This window comes from Mycolicibacterium vaccae NBRC 14118 = CIP 105934 (assembly GCF_001552715.1).
Taxonomy (GTDB): domain Bacteria; phylum Actinomycetota; class Actinomycetes; order Mycobacteriales; family Mycobacteriaceae; genus Mycobacterium; species Mycobacterium vaccae.
In genome coordinates this window covers 1-20,415 of sequence record NZ_BCRS01000075.1, presented here as the reverse complement: position 1 = coordinate 20,415, position 20,415 = coordinate 1, and the positions used below count along the sequence as shown (strand labels likewise).

General features: G+C 69.1%; 22 protein-coding genes. 9 read left to right on the top strand and 13 right to left on the bottom strand.

Features of this window, described 5'->3' with window-relative positions:
* Positions 1-1,449: an NAD-dependent succinate-semialdehyde dehydrogenase gene (locus MVA01S_RS15810; protein WP_003930042.1), complete on the bottom strand. Its 1,449-nt coding sequence runs from the start codon at positions 1,447-1,449 to the stop codon at positions 1-3.
* Positions 1,450-1,499: 50 nt separating this feature from the next.
* Between MVA01S_RS15810 and pgi the strand changes: the two genes are divergently transcribed.
* Positions 1,500-3,149, top strand: a complete 1,650-nt coding sequence (gene pgi, locus MVA01S_RS15805; protein WP_003930041.1) for a glucose-6-phosphate isomerase — start codon at positions 1,500-1,502, stop codon at positions 3,147-3,149.
* A 46-nt stretch (positions 3,150-3,195) separates the two neighbouring features.
* On the opposite strand, the gene MVA01S_RS15800 is transcribed toward pgi, so the two are convergent.
* The 5 genes from MVA01S_RS15800 to MVA01S_RS15780 form a co-directional block, all read right to left on the bottom strand.
* Positions 3,196-3,726, bottom strand: a complete 531-nt coding sequence (locus MVA01S_RS15800) for a hypothetical protein (protein ID WP_003930040.1) — start codon at positions 3,724-3,726, stop codon at positions 3,196-3,198.
* Positions 3,719-4,012: a helix-turn-helix transcriptional regulator gene (locus MVA01S_RS15795; RefSeq protein WP_040540913.1), complete on the bottom strand. Its 294-nt coding sequence runs from the start codon at positions 4,010-4,012 to the stop codon at positions 3,719-3,721. Before MVA01S_RS15795 ends, MVA01S_RS15800 begins: the two co-directional genes overlap by 8 nt.
* Before the next feature lie 88 nt (positions 4,013-4,100).
* On the bottom strand, positions 4,101-4,850 hold the full coding sequence (locus tag MVA01S_RS15790) for an SDR family oxidoreductase (protein ID WP_003930038.1): 750 nt from the start codon (positions 4,848-4,850) through the stop codon (positions 4,101-4,103).
* A gap of 70 nt (positions 4,851-4,920) precedes the next feature.
* The gene (locus tag MVA01S_RS15785) at positions 4,921-5,784 is read right to left on the bottom strand and encodes an Fpg/Nei family DNA glycosylase (protein ID WP_003930037.1); all 864 of its coding nucleotides are present in this window, start codon (positions 5,782-5,784) and stop codon (positions 4,921-4,923) included.
* Positions 5,785-5,788: 4 nt separating this feature from the next.
* The gene (locus MVA01S_RS15780; RefSeq protein WP_003930036.1) at positions 5,789-6,169 is read right to left on the bottom strand and encodes a phage holin family protein; all 381 of its coding nucleotides are present in this window, start codon (positions 6,167-6,169) and stop codon (positions 5,789-5,791) included.
* Between the two features lie 95 nt (positions 6,170-6,264).
* Here MVA01S_RS15780 and MVA01S_RS15775 point away from each other — a divergent pair, with 95 nt between their 5' ends.
* Positions 6,265-7,137, top strand: a complete 873-nt coding sequence (locus MVA01S_RS15775) for an LLM class flavin-dependent oxidoreductase (protein ID WP_003930035.1) — start codon at positions 6,265-6,267, stop codon at positions 7,135-7,137.
* Here MVA01S_RS15775 and MVA01S_RS15770 read toward each other — a convergent pair whose 3' ends face one another.
* Complete coding sequence (locus MVA01S_RS15770) at positions 7,138-8,418, bottom strand: nucleotide disphospho-sugar-binding domain-containing protein (RefSeq protein WP_003930034.1); 1,281 nt, start codon at positions 8,416-8,418, stop codon at positions 7,138-7,140.
* Between the two features lie 419 nt (positions 8,419-8,837).
* On the opposite strand from MVA01S_RS15770, the gene MVA01S_RS15760 reads away from it, so the two are divergent.
* Both MVA01S_RS15760 and MVA01S_RS15755 read left to right on the top strand, forming a co-directional pair.
* Positions 8,838-9,560, top strand: a complete 723-nt coding sequence (locus tag MVA01S_RS15760) for a class I SAM-dependent methyltransferase (RefSeq protein ID WP_003930032.1) — start codon at positions 8,838-8,840, stop codon at positions 9,558-9,560.
* Positions 9,561-9,604: 44 nt separating this feature from the next.
* Positions 9,605-9,937: a hypothetical protein gene (locus tag MVA01S_RS15755; RefSeq protein WP_003930031.1), complete on the top strand. Its 333-nt coding sequence runs from the start codon at positions 9,605-9,607 to the stop codon at positions 9,935-9,937.
* On the opposite strand, the gene MVA01S_RS15750 is transcribed toward MVA01S_RS15755, so the two are convergent.
* On the bottom strand, positions 9,934-10,731 hold the full coding sequence (locus tag MVA01S_RS15750; protein ID WP_237024219.1) for an alpha/beta fold hydrolase: 798 nt from the start codon (positions 10,729-10,731) through the stop codon (positions 9,934-9,936). The genes MVA01S_RS15755 and MVA01S_RS15750 overlap by 4 nt on opposite strands.
* Before the next feature lie 119 nt (positions 10,732-10,850).
* Between MVA01S_RS15750 and MVA01S_RS15745 the strand changes: the two genes are divergently transcribed.
* Both MVA01S_RS15745 and rnhA read left to right on the top strand, forming a co-directional pair.
* Positions 10,851-11,501: a hypothetical protein gene (locus MVA01S_RS15745; RefSeq protein WP_003930029.1), complete on the top strand. Its 651-nt coding sequence runs from the start codon at positions 10,851-10,853 to the stop codon at positions 11,499-11,501.
* Positions 11,498-11,962, top strand: coding sequence for a ribonuclease HI (rnhA, locus tag MVA01S_RS15740; RefSeq protein WP_003930028.1), 465 nt, complete (start codon positions 11,498-11,500; stop codon positions 11,960-11,962). Before MVA01S_RS15745 ends, rnhA begins: the two co-directional genes overlap by 4 nt.
* Before the next feature lie 8 nt (positions 11,963-11,970).
* On the opposite strand, the gene MVA01S_RS15735 is transcribed toward rnhA, so the two are convergent.
* Together MVA01S_RS15735 and MVA01S_RS15730 are read right to left on the bottom strand one after the other, a co-directional pair.
* Entirely contained in the window at positions 11,971-12,357 is a 387-nt protein-coding gene (locus tag MVA01S_RS15735; protein ID WP_003930027.1) for a DUF4267 domain-containing protein, read from the bottom strand.
* 86 nt (positions 12,358-12,443) lie between these two features.
* Positions 12,444-12,920, bottom strand: a complete 477-nt coding sequence (locus MVA01S_RS15730; RefSeq protein ID WP_003930026.1) for a DUF1772 domain-containing protein — start codon at positions 12,918-12,920, stop codon at positions 12,444-12,446.
* Positions 12,921-13,018: 98 nt separating this feature from the next.
* Between MVA01S_RS15730 and MVA01S_RS15725 the strand changes: the two genes are divergently transcribed.
* Both MVA01S_RS15725 and MVA01S_RS15720 read left to right on the top strand, forming a co-directional pair.
* Positions 13,019-13,597, top strand: a complete 579-nt coding sequence (locus MVA01S_RS15725) for a TetR/AcrR family transcriptional regulator (RefSeq protein WP_003930025.1) — start codon at positions 13,019-13,021, stop codon at positions 13,595-13,597.
* Positions 13,598-13,662: 65 nt separating this feature from the next.
* The gene (locus MVA01S_RS15720) at positions 13,663-15,153 is read left to right on the top strand and encodes a serine hydrolase domain-containing protein (protein ID WP_040540972.1); all 1,491 of its coding nucleotides are present in this window, start codon (positions 13,663-13,665) and stop codon (positions 15,151-15,153) included.
* Positions 15,154-15,177: 24 nt separating this feature from the next.
* Here the strand turns inward: MVA01S_RS15720 and MVA01S_RS15715 are convergent, their stop codons facing one another.
* From MVA01S_RS15715 to mdlC, 3 genes are read right to left on the bottom strand one after another with little or no spacing between them, the layout of a single operon-like run.
* Positions 15,178-17,049: an FAD-linked oxidase C-terminal domain-containing protein gene (locus MVA01S_RS15715; protein WP_003930023.1), complete on the bottom strand. Its 1,872-nt coding sequence runs from the start codon at positions 17,047-17,049 to the stop codon at positions 15,178-15,180.
* Between the two features lies 1 nt (position 17,050).
* Positions 17,051-17,458: a tautomerase family protein gene (locus MVA01S_RS15710; RefSeq protein WP_003930022.1), complete on the bottom strand. Its 408-nt coding sequence runs from the start codon at positions 17,456-17,458 to the stop codon at positions 17,051-17,053.
* Positions 17,459-17,461: 3 nt separating this feature from the next.
* Positions 17,462-19,075, bottom strand: coding sequence for a benzoylformate decarboxylase (mdlC, locus tag MVA01S_RS15705; RefSeq protein ID WP_003930021.1), 1,614 nt, complete (start codon positions 19,073-19,075; stop codon positions 17,462-17,464).
* Positions 19,076-19,253: 178 nt separating this feature from the next.
* Here mdlC and MVA01S_RS15700 point away from each other — a divergent pair.
* Positions 19,254-20,415 (top strand): AAA family ATPase (locus tag MVA01S_RS15700; protein ID WP_255251698.1); only part of this gene is annotated, 1,162 nt, incomplete at its 3' end.

Genomic DNA, 20,415 nt, shown 5'->3' with positions numbered 1-20,415 from the left:
CTACTTCGTCAGCGCGATGTACTTCGTGTCGAGGTATTCCTCGATGCCCTCGGTGCCGCCCTCGCGGCCGAAGCCGGATTCCTTGATCCCGCCGAACGGGGCCGCGGCATCGGAGATCACGCCGCGGTTCACCCCGACCATGCCCGACTCGATGCCCTCGGCGACCCGCAGCGCCCGGTCCAGTGACTGCGTGTAGACGTAGGCGGCCAACCCGTATTCGGTGTCGTTGGCCGCGGCGATGCCCTCGTCCTCGGTGTCGAACCCGGCGATCGGTGCGACGGGGCCGAACACCTCTTCCTTGAGGATGCGCGCGTCGGCGGGGACGTCGGTGAGCACGGTCGCCGGGTAGAAGTTGCCGGGCCCGCCGGGTGCGACACCGCCGACGGCGACGGTCGCCCCGCGCGACACCGCATCGGACACCAGCTCGGTGACGGTGGCGACCTGCTTGGCGTTGATCAGCGGACCGAGCGTGGACTTCTCGTCCAGGCCCTTGCCGAGGGTGAATTCGCTCATCCGCTTGACGAACTTCTCGGTGAACTCCTCGCGCACCGCGTTGGCGACGTGGAACCGGTTGGCCGCGGTGCAGGCCTCACCGCCGTTGCGCATCTTGGCCAGGATCGCCCCGTCGACGGCGGCGTCGACGTCGGCGTCGTCGAACACGATGAACGGCGCGTTGCCGCCGAGCTCCATCGACGTGCGCAGCAGCTTGTCCGCCGACTGCTTCACCAGCGCCTTGCCCACCCCGGTCGATCCGGTGAAGGTCAGCTTGCGCAGCCGGCCGTCGTTGATGAGTGCCTCGGTGACCGGGCCGGGGTTGCTCGTCGGCAGCACCGACAGCACGCCCTTGGGCAGCCCCGCCTCGGCCATCAGCTTGGCCAGCAGCAGCATCGTCAGCGGTGTCTCCTGCGCGGGCTTGACGATCATCGTGCAGCCCGCGGCGAACGCCGGGCCCATCTTGCGGGTGCCCATCGCCAACGGGAAGTTCCACGGGGTGATCGCGTAGCAGGGGCCGACGGGCTGCTTGGTGACCAGGATGCGGCCGGTGCCGGCCGGGCTCGGCGTGAACCGGCCGTCGATGCGCACGGCCTCCTCGGCGAACCACCGGAAGAACTCCGCACCGTAGGTCACCTCGCCCTTGCTCTCGGCGACGACCTTGCCCATCTCCAGCGTCATCAGCGCGGCGATGTCGTCGGCGCGCGCGGTGATCGTCTCGAACACCGACCGCAGGATCTCGCCGCGCTTGCGGGGAGGGGTCGCCGCCCACTCCGCCTGCACCGCGCACGCGGCGTCGAGTGCGTCGCGGGCGTCGTCGGCGGTGGCGTCGGCGACCGAGGTCAGCACCTCGTCGTCGCTGGGATCCAGCACGTTGAACGTCGACTTGCCCGCACGTTCCTCACCGCCGATCCACAGCCCGGTCGGGACGGATGCCAGCAGCGCGGAAGTATCCATGCCTCCATCATTTACCCCTTCGGCCGCGCGTCCGCACTAGGGTTCACCGCATGGGTTCTGACATCACCGGCACACCCGCATGGCAGTCGCTGTCCCGCCACTACGACGATCTCGCCGACCGGGACCTGCGCGGGCTCTTCGCTGACGACCCCGCGCGCGGCACCGAGTTGGCGCTGACCGTGGGGGACCTCTACATCGACTACAGCAAGCACCGCGTGACCCAGGAGACGCTGCGCCTGCTGGTGGATCTGGCCGAGGCCGCGGAGTTACCGGCCCGGCGCGACGCGATGTTCGCCGGTGAGCACATCAACACCTCCGAGGACCGCGCGGTGCTGCACACCGCGCTGCGGCTGCCGCGCGATGCGTCGTTGACCGTCGACGGCCAGGACGTCGTCGCCGACGTGCACGAGGTGCTGGACCGGATGGGTGACTTCACCGACCGGCTGCGCAGCGGCGAGTGGCGCGGCGCCACCGGCGAGCGCATCACCACGGTGGTCAACATCGGGATCGGCGGCTCCGACCTCGGACCGGTGATGGTCGACCAGGCGTTGCGCCATTACGCCGACGCCGGTATTTCCGCACGGTTCGTGTCGAACGTGGATCCGGCCGACCTGGTCGCCAAGCTCACCGGACTCGATCCCGCCACAACGCTGTTCGTCATCGCGTCGAAGACGTTCACGACGCTGGAGACGTTGACGAACGCGACCGCGGCGCGGCGCTGGCTCACCGACGCGCTCGGCGATGACGCGGTGTCCAAGCACTTCGTCGCGGTGTCGACGAACGCGAAGCTGGTCGCCGACTTCGGCATCGACACCGACAACATGTTCGGTTTCTGGGACTGGGTGGGCGGCCGCTATTCCGTGGACTCGGCGATCGGCTTGTCGGTGATGGCGGTGATCGGCCGGGAACGCTTCGCCGAGTTCCTCGCCGGATTCCATCTGGTGGACGAACACTTCCGCACCGCGCCGCTGGAGGCCAACGCACCGGTGCTGCTGGGGCTGATCGGACTCTGGTACAACAACTTCTTCGGCGCGGAAACCCGTGCGGTGCTGCCCTATTCGAACGACCTGGCACGGTTTGCGGCCTACCTGCAGCAGCTGACGATGGAGTCCAACGGCAAGTCGGTGCGCGCCGACGGCACGCCGGTGAGCAGCGCCACCGGTGAGATCTTCTGGGGCGAGCCCGGCACCAACGGCCAGCACGCCTTCTATCAGCTGCTGCATCAGGGCACCCGCCTGGTCCCGGCCGACTTCATCGGGTTCAGTGAGCCGACCGATGATCTGCCGACGGCCGACGGCACCGGCAGCATGCACGACCTGCTGATGAGCAACTTCTTCGCACAGACCCAGGTGCTCGCGTTCGGCAAGACGGCCGAGGAGATCAGCGCCGAAGGCACCGCGCCGGATGTGGTGCCGCACAAGGTGATGCCGGGCAACCGGCCGAGCACGTCGATCCTGGCGGCGAAGCTGACGCCGTCGGTGGTCGGGCAGTTGATCGCGCTCTACGAGCATCAGGTGTTCGTCGAGGGCGTGATCTGGGGTATCGACTCGTTCGATCAGTGGGGTGTGGAGCTGGGCAAGACGCAGGCCAAGGCGCTGCTGCCGGTGCTCACCGACGCTGCATCGCCGGCCACCCAATCGGATTCGTCGACCGACGCGCTGGTGCGCCGCTACCGAACCGAGCGCGGCCGCACCGCGTGAATTCGGGCGCGTTGCGCGCCATCAGGGGTGCGCGAGCGCGCCCGATTCACTCGGGCATGGGGTCCGGGCGCGTCCAGCCGAGGATCATCGCCGGCGCGCAGCCGCCGATCAGCAGCACGGTGATCGCCATCAGGCCGCCGGCGTAGGCCATGTCGGTGTCGGCGCCGTCGGCGAGAACGGATCCGAAGATCAGGTATCCGATCGGGATGAGCATGAGGTACTGGGTCAGGGTCAGCCCGATCGACCGGGCGCTGTTGCGTTGGGCCAGTTCGAATTCGTCGAGGGTGGCCAGCGGCGCGTCGCCCTGACGGCCCGAGACGATCTGCAGGATCAGCCACAACGGAAAGAAGATCGCCGTGGCGGGCAGCCAGACCAGCGCTGCCTCGCGAAACCCTAACGCACACAACACGCTGACCACCGCCATCACAGCGAACGTCGCGGCGAGACCGACGACGAGCATGCGACGCCGGCGTTGGGTGCGCCAGGATGGCAGCGAGTTCGCATACGTGCGTTCGTATTTCAGGAAGCGCCGGGTGCGGAAGTTCTGGTATCGGTCGATCAGCGTGGTGTCAGGCATGCGCGTTTCCTCCTTGCGGTCGTCCGTCCTTGCGGTAGAGCTCGGTCGACAGCGGCCCGAAGGGCTCTCGGGAGAACACCGCCTCCACAGGCAGATCGAAGACCTCACAGATGCGGAAGGCCAGATCGAGGCTTGGGTAGTGGTCGCCCCGTTCGAGTGCACCCACGGTTTGGGGGTTCACGTCGATCAGCTCGGCGAGCTGCGCCCGCGACATCCGTCGCTCCGCGCGCAGTACACCGATGCGGTTGTGGATGGGAAAGGTTTCCCCTCGCCGTACCGGACTCACCTAACTGATTGTTAGGAAAACCCAACGACACGTCAAGTTTTTATCGCGCTCTCAGCGCGGGACCACCGGGCCAGGAAGAAACCCCCAGTTAGGCGAAGTACTTGGCGAAGCGCGGCGGCATGATCTTCATGACCTCCACCAGCGGCCACCACGGCCAGCCGGGGACGACGGCGCGGCCCTTCTCCTTCTCGATGGCCTCGACCATGGCCTTCACGCCGGTCTCGTTGTCGACCATCAGCAGGGTCTTGTTGGCCTTGGCGGTCATCTCCGACTCGATGTAGCCGGGCTCCAGCACCGTGATCTTGATCGGCCCGGACGGGTACTCGGCGCGCAGCGACTCCCCCAGCGAGGTGACCCCGGCCTTGCTGGCGGAGTAGGCGGCCTTGAAGCCCGGCACCCCGACGTTGCCGAGCACCGAGGACACCAGCACCAGATGCCCCTTGTTCGCGGCCTTGAAGATCTCCAGCGCGGCCTCGATCTGGACCAGCGCGGCAACGAGATTGGTCTCGATGGTGGCCTTGTTCGCCCACAGCTTGCCGCCGCCGAGCGGATACCCCTTGCCGATGCCCGCGTTGACGATGACGCAGTCGATGCCGCCGAGTTCCTCGCGCAGTTCGTTGAAGACCTTCGGCACCTGCTCGTGGTCGTTGACGTCGAGCGCGGCCACCGCCACCGTGATGTTCGGGTAGTCCGCCAGCAGCTCGGCCTTGAGCTCGTCGAGGTTGTCGACACGCCGTGCGCACAGGGCCAGGTCGCGGCCCTTGGCGGCGAACTGCCGGGCCATGCCCGCACCGAGGCCCGAGCTGGCGCCGGTGATCAGGATCTTCTGCCGAGTCATGCGGGCAGGATAACCGGGTTAGACAACTGAGGAGTAATCGCCCGCGAGCTTCCCGTGGGAGCGGGGCGGGTCATTTGAGTAGGCGCGACATGCGGCGGTCGGCGAGCACCTTGCCACCGGTCTGGCAAGTCGGGCAGTACTGAAACGACTTGTCGGCGAACGAGACCTCGCGGACGGTGTCCCCGCAGACCGGGCAGGGCAGCCCGGTGCGGGCGTGCACCCGCAGGCCCGAGCGCTTCTCGCCTTTGAGGGTGGCCGCCTGCTGGCCCACGGAGCGGCTCACCGCATCGGTCAGCACCGAGATCATCGCGTCGTGCAGCGCCGCCGACTGCGCTTCGGTCAGCTTGTTGGCCGTGGCGAACGGCGACAGCTTGGCCACATGCAGGATCTCGTCGCTGTAGGCGTTGCCGATGCCGGCGATCACCTTCTGATCGGTGATGACGGTCTTGATCCGCCCCGACTGCCCACTGAGCACGTCCGCGAACCCCTGCCCGCTCAACGACAGCGCGTCGGGCCCGAGCGAGGCGATCTGCGGTACCGCCATCGGGTCGGCGACCAGCCAGACGGCGAGCCGCTTCTGGGTGCCGGCCTCGGTGAGGTCGAAACCCGGAGACTCCCCCGGCGGTCCCAGGTGGACGCGCAGCGCGATCGGACCCTTGCCGGGTTTCAGCGGCGCGGGGGCCAGCTTGTCCGACCAGCGCAGCCAGCCGGCCCGGGACAGGTGCGTGATCAGGTGCAGCTCCGCGGTCTGCAATCCGAGGTACTTGCCCCACCGGTTGGCGCCGATCACCTCCTGGCCCTGCAGCGCCGACACCGGCGGATCGAAGGTCTTGAGCACTGACAGCGCCGAGATGTCGACCCGGCCCACAGGTAGGCCCGTCGCGTGCCGGCGCAGATGATCGGCGAGTGCTTCGACCTCGGGCAGCTCGGGCATGGCCTCAGTCCGCCCTGACGAGCAGCGACAGCCCCCAGCCCACGATCGACAACACGATGGCCGCCCAGATCGCGGTCCACCAGAAGTGGTCGATGGCCAGACCCCAGTGGGTGGTGTGCTCGGTGATCCACGACGTGATCCACAGCATGAGCGCGTTGATCACGATGTGGAACAGCCCCAGCGTGAGGATGTAGAGCGGGATCGAGATGATCTGCACGATCGGTTTGATGACCGCGTTGACCAGCCCGAAGATAATCGCCACCACGAAGATGATCCCGATCCGCGCGGCTGTGCTGTCACCGCCGACGAACTCGATGCCCGGGACGAGCAGTGTCACCAGCCACAGCGCCAGCCCGGTCAGCGCCGCCCGCAGCAGAAATCCCATCCGTTCATGATCGGCGCTCGCGCGGCTCCAGACAATCCGCCACCCCGGACTAGAACACGTTCTAGTATTCGGGTCACCGACCAGCAGGAGGCGATGTGCGTTTCACCTATGCCGAAGCGATGACCGACCCCACGTTCTACATCCCGTTGGCACAGGCCGCCGAAGCCGCCGGCTATCACGCGATGACGATCCCCGACAGCGTGGCCTACCCGTTCGAATCGGACTCGAAGTATCCCTACACGCCGGACGGCAATCGGGAGTTCCTCGAGGGCAAGGCGTTCATCGAGTCGTTCGTGCTGACCGCCGCGCTGTGCGCGGTGACGACCAAGCTGCACTTCAACCACTTCGTACTGAAGCTCCCGATCCGGCCGCCGGCGCTGGTGGCCAAGCAGGCGGGCTCGCTGGCAGCGCTGTTCGGCAATCGGCTCGGGCTCGGCGTCGGCACCAGCCCGTGGCCCGAGGACTACGAGCTGATGAACGTCCCGTTCGCCCGGCGCGGCAAGCGGATGGACGAGTGCATCGACATCATCCGTGGCCTCACCTCCGGCGACTACTTCGAGTACCACGGCGAGTTCTACGACATCCCGAAGACGAAGATGACCCCGGCGCCGTCGAAGCCCGTCCCGATCCTCATCGGCGGGCACGCCGACGCGGCGCTGCGCCGCGCCGCGCGCAACGACGGCTGGATGCACGGCGGAGGTGACGCCGAGGACCTCGACACCCTGATCAAGAAGCTCGGCCAGTTCCGTGAGGAGGCCGGCACCGCCGAGAACCCGGATTACCAGATCCACGTGATCTCGATCGACGCCTACACCGCCGACGGCATCAAGCGGCTGGAGGACAAGGGCGTCACCGATGTCATCGTCGGTTTCCGCATCCCCTACATCACGGGCCAGGACACCGAGCCGCTGGACGCGAAGATTCGCCACCTGGAGATGTTCGCCGAGAACGTCATCGCGAAGCTCTGATCACGCACCGCAGAGGCGTTTGAGGGTGTTGGCGATCGCGTCCACCGGGGTGGAGGCCGCGATCGCCGCGCGCATCGCCTCGGCGGCGGCGCGGTACCGGCCATCGCAGCGGATGAGGTCGACAGCGGCGCCGACCGCCGCCGGGGCGGGCCTGGCGGTCTTGAGGTCGATGCCGACGCCGCAGTAGTCGACGCGCGCGGCGACCTCGGCCTTGTCCGAGGTCTCCCCGGCGACGATCAGCGGGACGCCGTGGCCGAGCGCGTACTGCACGCCGCCGTAGCCGCCGTTGGTGATCATCACGTCGACGTGCGGCAACAGCGCCGAGTACGGGATCCACTCGGCGATGCGGGCGTTGTCGGGGACGCGGGCGCGCATGTGTTGTCCGCGCCGGCCGCCGGTGGTGGCGACGACCAGCAGGTCGCGACGGCCGCCGAGCGCCTCCAGCGTGGGGGCGATCAGTTGGTCCAGGTCGGCGTTGTCGAAGGTGCCCTGGGTGACGTGGACGACCGCGTCGGCACGCTCCAGGTCGTCCCACCACGGCGGTCGGTCGAACTCCTCGGGCCCGGTGGGCAGCAGCGGGCCGACGAAGTCGACGGTCGCCGGAAGGTCACTGCGGGGGTACTCGAATTCCGGCACCGTCAGTTGCAGCAGGCCGTCGGCCAGCCGCGGCCAGTCGCTGATGAAGAACGGCGACTCGGGTGAACCGGCTTGGCGCAGCGCACGATTGAACCGCCGTTGACTGGAGCGCATGATCACCCGGTGCGCGACGGTGGTCATCTGACGGTAGTCGAGGCCCGGCTCGGGTTGCCAGGCCATGCCGAAGGGCGGGGTGTCCCTGCTGGAGATCGTCAGCGGGGCGACTCCGCACACCACCACCGGCGGCCGCGGCGTGTCCTGCAGCAGCACGGGCACCGCGCCGGTGAAGGTCATGTCGGCGACGACCGCATCCACCGTCTCGTCGCGCAGCACCCGGCGCAGCGACTCGGCTTCGGCGGCAAGGGGTTCGGCGAACACCGTGGCCAATTCCGCACGGCCCAGCCAGAACCGGCGCGCGGAGGCGGGCATCGTCCGCAGCAGGGCGGGGGTCCCCGCGGGCGCGTCGATGTGCACGCTGTCGGGCAGCGGGATCATCCGCAGCCCGGCGTCGCGCACGGTGCCGGCGAACTCCACTCCCGTCAGCACGGAGATGTCGTGTCCGAGGGCCTGGAGGCCGACGCCTACGTTGACGATCGGCATCACGTGCCCCCGCAGCGGGCTGACGGCGAGCAGATAATGGGCCACACCGGATCCTTCGCTGTCGGAGCGCCAGCCGCTGGGGCTGCTGACACCGACACTACTGGCCCGCTCCGATGTTCGAACGCCACCCACTCCCGGACACCGCGCCGGCGGCGGTTCGAATACCTGTGGCGCACCGACGAAGTGGCCGGTACGCATATTCGGCGCCGCAGCGGGTACGCGACGACGTCCGGAGCTGGGCCGACGCCGCGGTGCAGGCCCACCGCGACCGCGTCGGGACGGCTGACCGGCCCCGGGAGGCGCCGCGGCAAACCGGGGTGAACGGCAGCATCGGTATCGCCGTGAACGACGGCTATGGAAGCTACAATTCGCGCTGATGACGAGTGTGGACATCGCGCCGGCGGAAGGCCTGATATGAGCACCACACCGGACCGGCGCGCCCACCGACACCGGCCCCGCACGACATGACCGACAAGCGCTACGACGTTCCCGATGCGTTCGACGCCGGGGCCCGGGCCTACGACGGCCTGGTCGGCGCCAACCCCGGCTATCACGAGCATCTCCGCCTGTCCGCACAGCGGATGCAGTTACCCGACCAGGGGCGCGGCCTGCGGTTACTCGACATCGGTTGCGGCACAGGATTGTCCACCGCAGCGTTGCTGAGCGTGGCGCCACACGCCGATATCGTCGCGGTCGACGGATCCGCGGGAATGCTGGCGCAGGCACGTGCGAAGTCGTGGCCGGCGTCGGTGACGTTCGTGCACAGTCGCGCCGAGACGCTCCATGACGCGGGGGTGACCGGCGCGTTCGACGGCATTCTCGCCGCATACCTGATCCGCAACGTGGACGACGGAGACGACGTACTCGGGTCGCTGTTGAAACTGCTCAAGCCCGGAGCGGTGCTCGCGGTGCACGAGTACTCGGTGCGCGACTCACGGCGGGCGACCGCCATCTGGAACATGGTCAGCACCGCGATCATCATCCCGGCGGGGCGCCTGCGTTCCGGCGACGCCGGTCTCTACCGGTACCTGCGCCGCAGCGTCAACGAGTTCGATGGCGCCGAGGAGTTCCGTGATCGACTGCGACGCAACGGGTTCGTCGATGTCGAGAGCATGACCGTGCCGGGCTGGCAGCACGACATCGTGCACACGTTCCTCGGCAGGGCCCCGCACGCGACGACCGACTGACGTCACGCGGGATTAACCCGCGGTCCTTTCGGGCATCCGACACCATGGCATTCAAACTCACCTATTCCGATGGTCAGGAGTCCCAGCACGACGACGACACCGTGTGGGATCTCGACGACGGCGTGCTCAAGCTGGGCCGAAAGAAGGGCCAGTGGTCGGTGCTGCTGTCCCCCAGCCACTGGGCCGTGCTCGAGTTCGTCGGCTCGTCGGGTGACGACGGCGAGTCCGACAAAGATTCCGACAAGGATTCCGACGAAGACTCCAAGGACGAGGACTCCAAGGACGACAAGGACGATTCCGAGGACAAGGACTCTGAGGACAAGTCCGACACGAAGTCCGCGAAGTCCACGAAATCCAAGGACGACAAGGACGACTAAACCGCGATTCCGGCGGCCGCCAGAATGAGGGTGGCCACCTCGCGCGGCCTGGTGATCAGCGACACGTGCGACGTGTCGAGTTCGATTGTGTGCGCGCCCATCCGGTGGGCCAGGAAGCGCTGCAGATCCGGGTCGATGGTGCGGTCGTGGGTGGAGACCTGATACCAGCTCGGCTTGGCGCGCCAGGCCGCGGTCGTGGTGCGCTCGGCCGGCAGTGTCGCGCGGTTGCGGCCCTGCACCGCGAACAGCGCCCGGGCCCGTTCCGTGGGGACTTCCGCGGCGAAGTCGGACAGGAATGCCGCTTCGTTCAGTTGGGCGTAGCCGTCCGGGGCCACGACGACTCCGGCCGACGCCGGCGCTGTCGGGAACTGTTTCGCCAGCGCGGGGAAGTCCTCGCCGGCGTCGGGCGCGCGGGCGGCCACGTACACCAGCGAGCTGACCGACGGATCGCCGCCGACCTCGCTGACGACGGTCCCCGACCAGGAATGGCCGACGAGCACCGTCGGACCCTGCTGCAGCGCCAGCACTCTGCGCGTTTCCGCCGCGGCGTCGGCGAGCGTGGTGAGCGGATTCTGCACCACCGCCACATTCAGGCCCGCGTTCTGCAGGTGCGGTACCACGTCGATCCAGGACGAACCGTCCGCATACAGCCCGTGCACCAGCACCACGTTGCGGGCGCGGATCTCCGCGGCCGGACCGCCGCCGGGCGCCGCGTGCGCCGACGTGCCGAGCCCGCTGCCGACGATCCCGGCGGTGGCAGCCAGCGCGAGGCCGCCGAAAACTCTTCTGGACACGTCCACCCCGAGACCCGCCTTCGCTGTCGACCCACCGCCTGAACCCGACCGTAGGGCAAGTGCGCGGTGCCCGCGCGTTGTCCGGTGGTTCTCCCCGCGACGTAGTCTGGGCGCCACCTATGACCGACGTCCTGCCTGTCACCGTCGACGCGGTGCACGTCGCCGATCCGGCCGACGCGTGGGCGCAGGCCGGGTTCAGCGTCGACCCGGACGGCGTCTGCCGCGTCGGTGGGGTGCGCCTGCGGCTGGTCGGCCGCGACCACGGCGCGGGCATCGTCGGTTGGTCCCTGCGGGGTTGGCCGCCGGGTCGTGACGACCTCGACGGCATCCCGACCACCGGCTCGCACGCGGGCCCGGCCACTCCCGCCGCACACGCCAACGGTGTGACCGCGATCGACCACGTCGTACTCATGTCACCGAACCTGGACCGGACGGTGGGTTCCCTGGCGGCCGTGGGTGTGCAACCACGACGCGAGCGCGACGCCGAGCTGGGCGGCCGCCCGATCCGCCAGATCTTCTTCCGGCTGGGAGAGGTGATCCTCGAGGTCGTCGGGTCCCCCACGGCCGCGGGGCAGGGACCGTCGACGCTGTGGGGCATCACCTACGTGGTCGCGGACATCGACGCGACCGCATCGTTCTTCGGCGATCGCACCTCCGCGGTGAAACCGGCGGTGCAGCCCGGCCGGCGGATCACCACGCTGCGGAACCTCGGGTTCGGGATGTCGCTCCGGACGGCGATGATCTCGGCCCCTTATCCTCGGACCCCATGAACGAGTCCACCGAGGACCCCGTCGTCATCCACACCGACGGTGGCTGCCGGCCCAACCCGGGCCCCGGCGGTTGGGGTGCGGTGCTGCGCCGGGGCGCGCACGTGCGCGAGATGTTCGGCGGTGAACCCGGGACGACGAGCAACAACCGGATGGAGCTGATGGCGCCGATCATGGCGCTGGAGGCGCTGACCCGGCCCGTGGTCGTGCACCTGCACACCGACAGCACCTACGTCCGCAACGGCATCACCAAATGGGTGTTCGGCTGGGAGCGCAACGGCTGGCTGACCGCCGCCAAGCAGCCGGTGAAGAACGTCGATCTGTGGCAGCGGCTGCAGATCGCCTGCGCGCAGCACCGCGTCGAGTGGTTCTGGGTGAAGGGCCACTCGGGGATCGCCGACAACGAGCTGGCCGACCAGTTGGCGACCCGGGGTCTGCAGGAAGCGGTCGCCGCCGCCGTCTGAACTCCTCGTCAGAGGAGCAGCAGCGCAGAGGTCACGAGCATCAGGCCGGCGGTGCCGCCGTGCACTCCCCAGGCGATGGACCCGGGGCCTCCGTGGCGCAGCACGATGGCCGCATCGGCCAGCGGGATGACCGTCGCGGCCAGGATGAGCCAGCCCAGCAGGTGGGTCGCGCCCGCGGCCATGAGGATCAGGACGAACAGTCCCGAAGCGATGTCGCGGACGCCCTTGACGCTCAGATAGGCGCCGACCGACGGCTGCCCGAGATCCGGCTGCACCCCGTATCCGGCGGCGGCGACGCGCGGCGCGACGAGGAAGCGGGCCCCGACGAAGATGATGGCCGCCGCGATCAGTCCGGCGAGGACGTAGCCGATGGCCATGGTGATGGTGGTCGTCATGGTGAATGCTCCTGCGCTGTCAGCGGGTAGCCGGAGATCCACCAACGCTGTTGTCCTGCAATCGATTCAGCCACTCAGATCCCCCGTCAGACTGTCAGCGCCACGCACAGGGCGGCCACCGCCAGGCCCTGCAGCACTGCGCGGGCGTCGATGATTCGTTCCCACCGGGCCTGCAGCGCACGGCCCTCCGGTAGCGACTCGCCGGCGGTGGCGGCCGCGGTCAATTGCCGGTTGATCGGTGCGCTCACCCGTGCGTAGAGCACGATCCAGACCGACAGCAGGACCAGGGCCGCGCCTGCCGCGATCGCCTGCGCCCACTGGGTGGTGATCGTGGCCAGCACCGCGGTCGTCGCCGCGGCGACGATCCCGATCACCCCGGGCACCGGCATCCGCCGGTCGCCGAATCGGTGCATGTTCCCCATCACCGCGACCAGGGCACCGTCGTCGACGCGCGCCATCGCCGGTCGCACGACGATCGCACAGAACACATCCGTGCCGTAGACCACCGCAGTGGCCAGGACCGCGATCAGAGCGGCCGCGCTGGTGATGTGACCGAGGACCATGTCGACGTCTCCTCAGGAGTAAGTGCTAGCAACGCTAACCCTGGATCCCCGTCCGGTCAATAGCGGCGCTAGAACTTCTAGCGATGCTAGTCTCCGGTATGGCCGCCGAAGACCGCCGCGAACGTGAACGCGCCGCACGACGACGGCTGATCATCGCCACGGCGCGCAGGCTGGCCGAAGCCGATGGTTGGGACGCGGTCACCACGCGCCGGCTGTCGACCGAGATCGAGTACAGCCAGCCCGTCCTCTACAAGCACTTCGCCGGTATGGAACAGATCGCCGAGGCCGTCGCCCTCGACGGGTTCGGTGAGCTGACGGAGGCGATCCGGGCCGCCGGCGCCGACGACGGCCCACCGCGGGACGCGCTGGCCCGGGTCGCACGCGCATACCTCGACTTCGCCCGCGACCACCCGGCCGTCTACGACGCGATGTTCACCCGCGCGACCACCTTGCGGTTCGCCGCCGCTGACACACCGCCGCCGCTGAAGGCGGCCTTCGCCGAGTTGCGCCGCGCGGTCGGCCGGGTCTCCGACACGCAGAACACCGACACTCTCACCGAGGTGTTCTTCGCCGCGCTGCACGGACTCGCCACCCTCGACCGTGCTGCTCGGCTCCGTCCCGGCGCCGAGCCGGACCGCCTCGATCAGCTCGTCGAACAGTTCACCCGCGGCCACTGAGACCGGCCGGGCGCGCCGCTTCAGGGTCGGTGCGGCGGCACGAGGCGACGGCTACCGTCAACCAGGTGACGGTGCCAGGATCGCGCATGGCCCGGGCCTGCGGAGCGGGAGCGGTTCTCGTCGTCCTCGCCGCAGTTCCGTCGTGCAGCCACCCCGCGCAACCGCCCACCGCAGCTCCCCCGACAACCGCTCCCACGACGTCCGTGCCTACCACCACGGTGCCCACCACGACGCCGCCCGTACCGGCCGCGCCTGAATTCGCCCCCGTCGCCCAGCTGGTGACCGACGCGATCGCGGCACACCGGCTCCCCGGGGCGGTCGTCCTGATCGGGCACGGCGGAAAGATCGTGTTCCGGCAGGCTTTCGGGCAGCGAAAGCTCGCCGGCGAACCCGGACTGGACGGGGCGCCCGCGCCTGCCGAGCCGATGACCGAGGACACCCTCTTCGACCTGGCGTCGCTGACCAAGAGCGTCGCGACGGCGCCGGCCGTCATGCAGTTGTCCGAACAGGGCCGGCTGAAGTTCGACGAGCCCGTGCAGACCTATCTGCCCGGTTTCAACCCGCACAACGACCCGCGACGGGCCCGGGTGACGCTGCGCATGCTGCTGACGCACACCTCGGGCATCGCCGGGGATCTGAGCATGGACGGCCCGTGGGGGTTGGACCGGGCGGACAAAGCCGACGGTCTTCGCCGCGCCCTCGGCGCGTGGGTGGTGTACGAACCGGGAGAGCAGTTCCACTACTCCGACATCAACTTCATCCTGCTCGGCGCGATCGTCGAGAAACTCACCGGCCGGTCGGTGGACACCTATGCCCGAGACCACGTCTTCGCTCCACTGGGCATGCCGGACACCCGATACCTCCCCGCAGCCAAAGCCTGTGGACCACACCAGATCCGGGGCACCGCGATCGTCGCCGATCCCGACGCTCCGGCAGCCCGCGAGTGCCCGGCGGGCACATGGAACACCGACCTGTTGTCACGCATCGCGCCCACCGCGCTCGACGAGGACACCCCGGGCATCAACCCCGACTTCGGCCATCCACTGCGCGGGACGGTGCACGACCCGACGGCGCGCCGGATGGGTGGCGCGACCGGCAGCGCCGGGGTGTTCTCCACCGTGCACGATCTCGGCCTGTACGCCCAGGGCCTGCTCGACCTCCTCGCCGGCCGCCCCAGCATGTTCCCACTCACCCGATCCACCGCGCAGCTGATGACGACCCCGCAGCAGCCAGGACGCCATCCGGGGCAGATCGACGCGGCGAACGCCAAAGACGCACTCGGCGTGCACTATCCGGCCATACCGGGACAGAACCTGCGCGGCTTCGGGTGGGATATCGACACCGCGCATTCCCGGCCCCGCGGCACGATCTTCCCCGTCGGGAGCTTCGGCCACACCGGCTTCACCGGGACGACGTTGTGGCTGGACCCCGGCTCGGACACCTACGTGATCGTGCTCGCGAACGTGATCCACCAACGCGGCGGCCCACCGATCACCCGACTGAGCGGAGACGTGGCCACCGCCGCCGCGCGGGCTCTGCGCCTCTACGGAAGCTGACCGGGGGCACCGGCACACGTCCGGTCAGCCGGTGACGTTGATCTTGAAGATGAGGGCGACCAGCGCCCCGAACGCGCCGTGCGCACTGATATAGAGCCGTTTGGTGTCGTATCCGGCGACGTCCTTCATGGTCTCGGCGCCGAACCGCGCGGGACTCTGACCGTCGACGACCGTGACGTCGGCGCCCAGCAGCGCGTGCCTGATGCGGTCCCGTTCGGGGCCGGCGGCGGTGGCCACCAGTTCTCCGACGCTGCGTTCCCCTCCGGTGGTGGGGATCGCAGCGCACGCGACTCCGTGCTCGTCGAGGTGGCGGTTGACCGACTCGATGGTGGCGGCGGCGCCGACGAGCAGGCTGAGGTTGCCGAGATTGACGGTGATGTCGGCGTTGTCGCCCACGGCGAGCGGGGCGTCCGGATCGGGGGTGACACCACCGGCCAGGGCAGCACGGACCGCGGCACCGAACTGTTCGGCATCCGGCTCGTCGGGGCTTCGCTCGGGCAACATGACGCCGGGATTGAGCAGTCCGGCGGGGTCGAACGCCTGCTTGATCGCGCGTTGGGCGGCGAGTTCGACCGCGGTGAACCGCTTGGGCATGAACTGGATCTTCTCGGTGCCGACACCGTGCTCGCCGGTGATGGTGCCGCCCAGTTCCAGTGCGGCTTCGATGATTTCGTTGTTGGCCGCTTCCAGCGCGGACGCCGCCAGCGGGTTGTCCCGGTCGTAGAACGTCGTCGGGTGCAGGTCACCGTCACCGGCGTGACCGCACACCGCGATGAACAACAGGCCGTCGGCATGGCGCGCGGCGGTGGCCTGGATGGCCTCCTGCATCTCGGGGATCCGATCGCGGGGCACGGTGACGTCGCCGATGAAGAAGCCCTTGCCGCTACGCACCACCGAGTGCGGCGCGTTGAGCCTGCCGAACCACAGAGCGGCGCGGTCCTTGTCGCCCTCGGCGATGCGCACTTCGGTGGCGCGCTCACGCAGCACACGCTCGACGACCGCTTGGTCATGGGACACCTCCGCGGCGGTGCCGTCGACGTCGATCAGCACGATGGAATCGGCGTCGAGCGGATAGCCGGTGTCGTAGAACTGTTGCAGCCCTGCGATTCCCGCCCGGTCGAGCCACTCCACCGCGGCGGGCACCACACCGGTGGCGATGATCGCGGCGATGGTGTCGGCGGCTTCGCGGGCGGTGGCGAACGCGCCCATGAGAGTGTGGGTGACCTCGGCGACCGGCCGCAGCGCGACAGTGGCCTCGGTGATGATCCCCAGCGTGCCCTCCGATCCGATGAGTACGCCGAGAAGGTCGGGGCCTTCGTCGTCGGCGCTGAAGGTGACCGTCGACCCGTCGGGCAGGACAACGTCGACGCTGAGGATGTGGTTGTAGGTGACGCCGTACTTCAACGCGTGCGGGCCGCCCGCGTTCTCGATGATGTTCCCGCCCACGGTGGCCAGATCCGCCGACACGGGATCGGGAGAGAAGCACAATCCGTACGGCGCCGCAGCCGTCTGGAGGTGGGCGTTGACGACGCCGGGTTCCACACGCGCGCAACGGCACTGCGCATCGATGTGCAGGATTCGATCGAGCCCGGACAGGTCGAGCAGGACACGCCCGGGCGCGGCCATCATCCCGCCCGAGCAGTTCGACGCTCCGCCGCGCGGCACGATCGCCACGTTGTGCGCGCAGGCCAGCCGCATGATCGGTGCGATGTCGGCCCGGCCGTGCGGGCGCAGCAGCAGGCCCGCCACTCCCCCGACGCCCCAGTAGTCGCGGCCACGGTCGGCCAGCACGCCCACGTCGGTGATCACGTCGCCGTGCGCCGCAGCGGCCGCGGCAAACCGCTGCAGGGCAGTGGGTTCCGTGCCGGTCGGGGCTTGCGCGATGTTGGTGGACATGTCACTTCGCTTCCTGCTGCGCGCGCAGCCACGCTTGCTCTTCACCGGGGGCGGGCAGCACCCGGCCGCCTTCGATCGCGAAATGTGCTGGACTGTTCTGGATCACGACCAGGATTCGGTCGGCGGGAATGCCGGTGACCCGGGTCGCCGCGGCGGCGATCTCGGCCACCAACTGACTGGTCTGCGCTTCGGGATGTCCCGTCCGCACCCATCCGTTGATCAGCAGCGGTTGTGCGGGTCGCCCGTCGGTGTAGACGTCCTCGGGCGCCAACTCGTGGAACACGACGTTGACGTACGTGCCGGGCACGTGATTGACCGTCGAGTGGATCCTGGTCATCTCCGCGGCCAGAGCGGCCTTGATGTCGGCGCTGAGTGTCGACTGCGCCGTCGTGCAGGTGTAGACCGGCATCGCTCACCCGAGGAACGGCAGTTGGGGCTGCGTGGGCACCACCAGGACGGTGGGCCCCTCGGCAGCCAGTGCCGCCTTGAACTTCTGGACGAGGTCCTCGGTGCCCTCCACCGTCGCCGTCCGGCAGCCGAAACCTGCGGCCAGGGAGGCGATGTCGAGTCCGGGTAGGTCCATACCCGGTACATTCGGTGTCTTTTCGAGAAGCGCGAACGACTTGAGAACCGCGTATTCGCCGTTGCGCTGCACCACGAACACGATGGGCAGCTTGTGCTGCGCCGCCGTCCAGATGGCCTGTATCGAGTACTGGAACGAGCCGTCGCCGATCGAGGCGACGATGGTCCGGTTGACCCCACGGGCCCGGTCCCCGAGCGCGATGCCGACCGCTGCGGGCACTCCCCAGCCGATACCGCCACTGCCCGTGGCGAAGAAGCTGCCCGGCCGCCGGGTGGGCCACCACTTGATGAGGTCGGCCAGCGTGGAGGTCGACTCCATCACCACTGCGGCGTCCTCGGGTTTGACCGTACTGAGTGCCGCATAGACGTCGTTGGGCAGCAGTGGCGCCGACGCCACCGGCAGGTCGACAGAGCCCCGGCTCAGGCCGGGCGGGGCCTTGCGGTCGTCCGGGACCTCGACGAGATGCTGGAGTTGTTCGAGCACGGTGCCCATGTCGCCGAGCAGGCTGTCCCCGACCGGCGCGGTCGCGGCAAGGTGGGGATCAGCGGTGATCTGCAGGACCTCGGTGCCCTCGGGCACGTAATCACCAGGGACGAAGGGGTAGTACCGGAACACCTGCGCGCCGATCACGATCACCAGGTCGTAGCCCGTCAGCGCGTCGCAGACCCCGGCGATGGTGAGCGGCAGCGGACCGGCGTACAGCGGGTGGTCCTCGGGGAACGAGCACCTGTCCGACAGTGCGCTGCCGCGGACCGGCGCGCACAGCTTCTCCGCGAAGGCGATACCGGCGTCCCAGGCGCCGGCGCGGTCCACCTCCGGGCCGAGTACCAGCAGCGGCCGCTCGGCCCGGCTGATCCGGGCGGCGAACTCGCGCAGCCGTTCGGCGTCGGGCTGGACGCGGTGGCTGACCGTGCGGACCACGGCCGGTCCCAGAGCCTGCGCGTTCCAGTCATCAAGCGGGATGGACAGGAACACCGGGCCTGCCGGCGGCTGGGTCGCCACCGCGTAGGCGCGCATGAACGCCGCGGGCACGTCCTCGGCCCGCGCCGGTTCGTAGGCCCACTTCACCCACGGTTGCGGCATCACCGTCGCCTCGGGGTTGTTCAGGTACGGGTCGCACAACGACATCTCGCGGGTCTGCTGGCCCGCGGTGACGATCAGTGGCGTGTTGGCCCGGTACGCGGCGACCAGGCTGCCCATCGCGTTGCCGGTGCCGGCCGCGGTGTGCAGATTGACCAGCGCGGGCTTGCCCGTGCACTGGGCGAAGCCGTCCGCCATCGCCAGTACGGAGGCCTCCTGCAGGCCCAGCACGTAGGTGAAGTCGTCGGGGAAATCCTGCAGAAAGGTCTGTTCGGTGGACCCCGGGTTCCCGAACAGTGTGGTCAGCCCCAGCGTTCGGAGCAGGTCGTACGTCGCTTGGTGGACGGTCCCGGCACGGGTCATCGGTGAATTCCCCTCGTGGATGAAGCAGCACAACTCGGATGCACCGATCCCACACCTCCGGCCGGCGCGTTCACCCCGGGAAAACCCCGGGTTCTGCCGGAACCGGGCGATCCCGTGGTCGGGCCGTCCGGGATCCCATTCCGGTCGCCGCCGCCGCCCCGGCATGTCAAGATCGCGCATGGGCTCGAGGGCCTGGGGCAGCGCGCTGGTCGGACGTCAGGACGAGCAGCGGCGGCTCGCGGAACTGTGTGACCGCGCGCGCTCCGGGGCGAGCGGGGTCCTCGTGATCCACGGCGAGGCCGGTATCGGGAAGACCGCCCTGCTCGACGAGGTCCTGACGGGGGCGGACGGCCTCCGTGCCATCCGGGTCAGTGGTGCGGAGTCCGAGATGGAACTCGCCTATGCCGGGGTGCAGCAGTTGTGCAGCCCACTGCTCGCACACATCGACCGCCTGCCGGACCCGCAGAAGAACGCGCTGCGCGTCGCCCTGGGCCTGCGCGAAGGCGCCGCACCGGATCGCCTCCTGGTGAATCTGGCCGTACTTACGATGCTCGGAGACGCCGGCGCGGAGCGCCCGACCGTCTGCATCGTCGACGACGCCCAGTGGGTGGACCGCGCGTCGCTGCAGGCGCTGACGTTCGCCGCCCGCCGACTGCTCGCCGATCCGGTGGTGATGATCTTCGCCACCCGCACACCGGGCACCGATCACCAGCTCGACGGACTGCCCGAGCTGACTCTGAGCGGGCTCGCCTACCACGACGCCCTCACCCTGCTGTCGGAGGTGATGCCGGGCCAACTCGACGACGACGTGCGGGAGAACATCCTGGCCGAGGCGGGCGGAAACCCGTTGGCGCTGCTCGAACTGCGGCACGCGATGGCGCCCGCGACGTTGGCAGGCGGGTACGGGCTCACGGCCGCGGCATCGGTCGTGCGGCGGATCGAAAGGGAGTACGAGCAGCGCCTGCGGGAGCTGCCGCCGGCGTCTCGGACCCTGCTGCTCATCGCAGCCGCCGAGCCGACCGGCAATCCGGCATGGCTGTGGGCGGCGGCGACCGAACTCCACATCGACACCGACGCAAGCGTTCCCGCGGAGCGCAGCGGACTGATCACCATCGGATCCCGCTTACGTTTTCGGCATCCGCTGGTACGTTCCGCGGTTTATCGCAACGCGCTGTTGGCCGAACGGCGACAGGTGCACGCCGCATTGGCCGGCGTGATCACCGGTCCGTCGGCAGGCGAGCACGGCGCCTGGCACCGTGCCCACTCCACCGGCGCCCCGGATGAGGCGGTCGCTGCCGAACTCGCGGAGTCCGCCGAGCGGGCCCGCCGCCGCGGCGGGG